This is a genomic window from Roseomonas acroporae (assembly GCF_023223525.1).
Classification (GTDB): domain Bacteria; phylum Pseudomonadota; class Alphaproteobacteria; order Acetobacterales; family Acetobacteraceae; genus Roseomonas_E; species Roseomonas_E acroporae.
Window position 1 is genome coordinate 1 of the sequence record NZ_JALPRX010000151.1, and the last position, 4,583, is coordinate 4,583.

Annotated in this window: 3 protein-coding genes; all 3 read left to right on the forward strand. The window is 71.2% G+C overall.

Going from position 1 to position 4,583, the window contains the following annotated elements; genetic code table 11:
* The first annotated feature begins 537 nt into the window (after nt 1–537).
* Genes M0638_RS26175 through M0638_RS26185 form a run of 3 tightly spaced genes read left to right on the forward strand, consistent with a single transcriptional unit; the run spans nt 538 to nt 4,294 of the window.
* Nucleotides 538–1,263, forward strand: coding sequence for a gluconate 2-dehydrogenase subunit 3 family protein (locus M0638_RS26175; RefSeq protein ID WP_248669895.1), 726 nt, complete (start codon nt 538–540; stop codon nt 1,261–1,263).
* The gene (locus tag M0638_RS26180) at nt 1,260–3,026 is read left to right on the forward strand and encodes a GMC family oxidoreductase (protein ID WP_248669896.1); all 1,767 of its coding nucleotides are present in this window, start codon (nt 1,260–1,262) and stop codon (nt 3,024–3,026) included. The genes M0638_RS26175 and M0638_RS26180 overlap by 4 nt, the downstream gene beginning before the upstream one ends.
* 8 nt (nt 3,027–3,034) lie before the next feature.
* Nucleotides 3,035–4,294 (forward strand): c-type cytochrome, encoded by a 1,260-nt coding sequence (locus tag M0638_RS26185; RefSeq protein ID WP_248669897.1) that lies wholly within the window; start codon nt 3,035–3,037, stop codon nt 4,292–4,294.
* Nucleotides 4,295–4,583: the final 289 nt, after the last annotated feature.

The window sequence follows — 4,583 nt, forward strand, 5'->3', positions numbered from 1 at the left end:
GGGCGGTCAGGCCGGCCTTGAGCGTGGCCTTGTCCCTGGGTAGGGTCTTAGGGCGGTCGGCGACAGCGTGGTCGATCGGCTGACAATGGGCGGGCCGGCGGTGGCGCTGCCAGGCGACGAGGTGCAGCCAGTGGCGCTGGCACCGCACAAGCTGGCCACCAACGCCGTCAAGCATGGCGCACTGAAGCAGCCCGAAGGACGGCTTTCCATCATTTGGCGGCTGGAACAGCGCGAGGCCGCCGCCGGATCAGCTTCCTGGTTGGTACTGGAATGGCGCGAAAGCGGCGTGTCGATGCCGGCCGGACTGCCTGCGCGCAAAGGCGGGCACGGTAGCAGGGTGAAGCTCGGCGTAGCCCGGGCCTTCCCGCGCATCGCTCGGCCCCGCGCCGCGGCCCGGCCACGCCCTGCGGGGCAGCGGGAACGTGCGGCCATCCCGAAGTTGTGCGGCGTGCCGATGCCCCGGCGCGGCATATTTTCGGGCGAAGGTCGGCCCAGCCGCTTCCGGGGACCGGCCAGGATCGTAGGGGACCGCACCGCATGCCTTCGACCCATGGTCGTCGTCAGCTCCTCGCGACGACGGCCCTGCTCGCCCTGTCCCGGGCCGCGTTCGGCCGCACCATCTCCGGGGCGCTTCCCTGGAGCCCCAACGAGGTCTACCCGCCGCCCGACGCGGCCCGGCCGGGCCCCTGGCTCTACCTCACCGCCGACGAGGCAAGGGCGGTCGAGGCGATCGCCGACCGGCTGATCCCGGCCGACGATCTCGGCCCGGGCGGCCGGGAGGCGGGCTGCGCCGTCTTCATCGACCGGCAGCTCGCCGGTCCCTATGGCAGCCAGGAATGGCTCTACCGCCAGGGACCGTTCCACCCCGACGCCCCGGCGAATTTCGGCCCGCAATCCCCGATCACCCCGCGCGAACGCTACCGCGCCGCCCTGGCCGCGCTCGACGGCCACTGCCGCGGCCGTTACGCGGGCAAGCCGTTCGCCGAGCTTCCCGCGGCGCAGCAGGACGAGGTGCTGACCGGGCTGGAGAAGGGCCAGGTGCAGCTCCAGGGCACCGACGGACGCGCCTTCTTCACCCTGGTCCACACCAATGTCGTCGAGGGCTTCTTCGCCGACCCGATCTATGGTGGCAACCGCGACATGTGCGGCTGGAAGCTCGTGGGCTTCCCCGGCGTGCGCTACGACTTCCGCGACGTCATCGCCAATCCAAACCAGCCCTACACGCTGCCCCCGGTGAGCCTGCAGGGGAGGCGCCCGGCATGACCCGCCGCCTGCCGAAGAAGGACGTCGTCATCGTCGGCCTCGGATGGACCGGCTCCATCCTCGCCTACGAGCTGGCCCAGGCGGGGCTGGACGTGGTGGCGATCGAGCGCGGGCCGTGGCGCGACACCGCGACCGACTTCAACATCACCACCGCCCCGGACGAGCTGCGCTACGCCATCCGCAAGGAGATCTTCCTGCGCCCGGCGCAGGAGACCGTCACCTTCCGCAACAACCTCTCGCAGACCGCGCTGCCGATCCGGCAGTTCGGCTCCTTCCTGCCGCCCAACGGCGTCGGCGGCGCCGGGCTGCACTGGAACGGCCAGACCTGGCGCTTCCTGCCGGACGATTTCCGCCTCCGCTCCCACTACACCGAGCGTTACGGCGCCAATTTCCTGCCGGAGAACAACAGCATCCAAGACTGGCCGATGTCCTACGAGGAGCTGGAGCCGCATTACGACCGGTTCGAGAAGATCCTCGGCGTCTCGGGCAAGGCCGGCAACCTGAAGGGCCAGGTGCAGCCCGGCGGCAACCCGCTCGAAGGCGCGCGCTCGGACGAGTACCCGACGCCGCCGATGCAGCAGGGCTATTCGCAATCCCTGTTCATGAAGGCGGCGACGGAGATGGGGCTGCACCCCTTCCCGCGCCCCTCGGCCAACCTCTCCGTCGCCTACACCAACCCCTATGGCGTCCGCATGGCGCCCTGCACCTATTGCGGCTTCTGCGAGTGGTTCGGCTGCGCCAACTACTCGAAGTCGAGCCCGCAGACCTGCGTGCTGCCCGTGCTGATGCGCCATCCCGGCTTCGAGGCGCGGGTGGAGTGCGAGGTGACCAAGGTCAACCTGACGCCGGACGGCAAGCACGCCACCGGCGTCACCTATGTTGACACGCAGCGCGTGGAATGGGAGCAGCCGGCGGATCTCGTGCTGCTCTGCGCCTTCTCCTTCTTCAACGTGCGGCTGCTGCTGCTCTCCGGCATCGGCAAGCCCTACGACCCGGCCAGGGGCGAGGGCGTGGTCGGCCGCAACTACGCCTACCAGACCGGCACCGGCGCCACCGGGCACTTCGAGAACGTCCGCTTCAACCCGTTCGCCGCCGCGGGCTCCCTCGGCTGCGCGCTCGACGACTACAACAGCGACAATTTCGACCACGGCCCGCATGGCTTCGTCGGCGGCGCCAACATCACCAACGCCTACACCAACGGCCGCCCGATCGCCTACCACCCGGTGCCGCCCGGCACGCCGGCCTGGGGCAGCGCCTGGAAGAAGGCGGTGAAGGAGAATTACAACACCACCACCAACGTCGCCGCGCAGGGCAGCGTGATGAGCTACCGCGACGCCTGCCTCGACCTCGATCCCACCTACAAGGACCCGCTCGGCCGGCCCCTGCTGCGGATGACCTTCGACTACCATCCCAACGAGCAGAAGATGGCCAACTGGATGGCCGATCGCTGCGAGGAGATCGTCAGGCGCATGGGCGCGAAGCAGACCAGCCCGAACCGCCTGCGCGTGCCCTACACCGTCGTTCCCTACCAGACCACGCACAACACCGGCGGCAGCATCATCGGCAACGATCCGACCACCTCGGCGCTGAACCGCTACTGCCAGAGCTGGGACGTCTCCAACGTCTTCGTCACCGGCGCCTCGCTGTTCCCGCAGAATGCCGGCTACAACCCGACCGGCACGGTGGGCGCGCTGGCCTTCTGGCTGGTGGCGGCGCTGCGCGACCGCTACCTCCGCAACCCCGGCCCGCTGGTGCAGGCATGAGGCGCGCCATGGACACGGCCCGGCGTGGCGTTCCCCACGGCACCCGTCTCGCCGCCCTGGCACTCGGCGCGCTGCTGCTCGGCAGCCCCGCCCAGGCCGATCCCGACAACTACACGCAGATCGAGCGCGGCCGCTACCTCGCCACGGTCGGCGACTGCATCGCCTGCCACAACGGCAACCAGGGCAGCCCGCTCGCCGGCGGGCGCGGCATCGAGACTCCCTTCGGCACCATCATGTCCGCCAACATCACGCCGGACGACGAAACCGGCATCGGCCGCTGGACCGCCGACGACTTCTACCGCGCCATGCACGAGGGCAAGCGCCCCTACGGCACGCGCCTCTACCCCGCCTTTCCCTACACCTACTACACGCGGGTGACGCGCGAGGATTCCGACGCCATCTTCGCCTTCCTCCGCAGCCTGGAGCCGGTGCGCAACCCGGTCGACCGCAGCACCCTGCCGTTCCCGCTCGACATCCGCCTCGCCATGCTGGGCTGGAACATGCTGTTCTTCACGCCGCAGACCTTCGAGCCGGATCCCGGCCGCTCGGCCGAGTTCAACCGCGGCGCCTATCTCGTCGAGGGGCTCGGCCATTGCGGCGCCTGCCACACGCCGATGAACATGCTGGGCGCCAGCCGCGACAGCGTGGCGTTGCAGGGCAACCAGATCCAGAGCTGGTTCGCGCCCAACATCACCGGCGATCCGCGCACGGGGATCGGCGGCTGGTCGGTGGAGGAGATCGTCGAGTACCTCCGCACCGGCCGCAACGCGCGCAGCACCGCCAGCGGGCCGATGGCCGAGGTGGTCGGCTATTCCACCTCGCTGATGACCGAGGCCGATCTGCGCGCCATCGCCGTCTATCTGCGCGAGCGCGGCAGCGCGGGCCCCGCCGCGCCGGCGCCGCTGGCCGCCGACGATTCCCGCATGCGTGCCGGCGAGGCGGTCTACGTCGACAATTGCATGGCCTGCCACACGCGGGCGGGGGTGGGGGTGGACCGGATGTTCCCGCGCCTGGCCGGCAGCCAGGTGGTGCAGCAGGAGGACCCGACCACGCTGCTGCGCGTGGTGCTGACCGGCGTGCGCGGCGCCTCCACCGCCGAGGCACCGACCGCGCCGGCCATGCCCGCCTTCGGCTGGCGCCTCTCGGACGAGCAGGTGGCGGCGGTCGTCACCTACATCCGCAATACCTGGGGCAACGCGGCGCCGGCGGTGGCCGCCGACGCGGCGCAGTCGCTCCGAGACACGGTACGCGACCAGCCGGCGGATTGACGGCCACGGGCCGGCGCCGGCGCCCGCCTTCGCCGACCCGGCGGGCGCCGGCACGCTCCATGGCCCGCCCTACGGCGACCCGCAGGCCGGTTGGGACTGCGGTTCGCCGGAGGGCGGGCCATGTCGCGTGCCCGCGCCCGCCGGGGCGGCGCCGGCGGGCGCCGGCACGCTCCATGGCCCGCCCTACGGCGACCCGCAGGCCGGTTGGGACTGCGGTTCGCCGTAGCTCGTCGTTCCCGGCGCAGATTCACGCCGCCGGGCGTGTCCGCCCGCCGGCGATCCGCTCTAG

Bases quoted from the DNA above. Each gene is read 5' to 3' on its own strand.
- M0638_RS26175 (WP_248669895.1), top strand. From the start codon at position 538: ATGCCTTCGACCCATGGTCGTCGTCAGCTCCTCGCGACGACGGCCCTG.
- M0638_RS26180 (WP_248669896.1), top strand. From the start codon at position 1,260: ATGACCCGCCGCCTGCCGAAGAAGGACGTCGTCATCGTCGGCCTCGGA.
- M0638_RS26185 (WP_248669897.1), top strand. From the start codon at position 3,035: ATGGACACGGCCCGGCGTGGCGTTCCCCACGGCACCCGTCTCGCCGCC.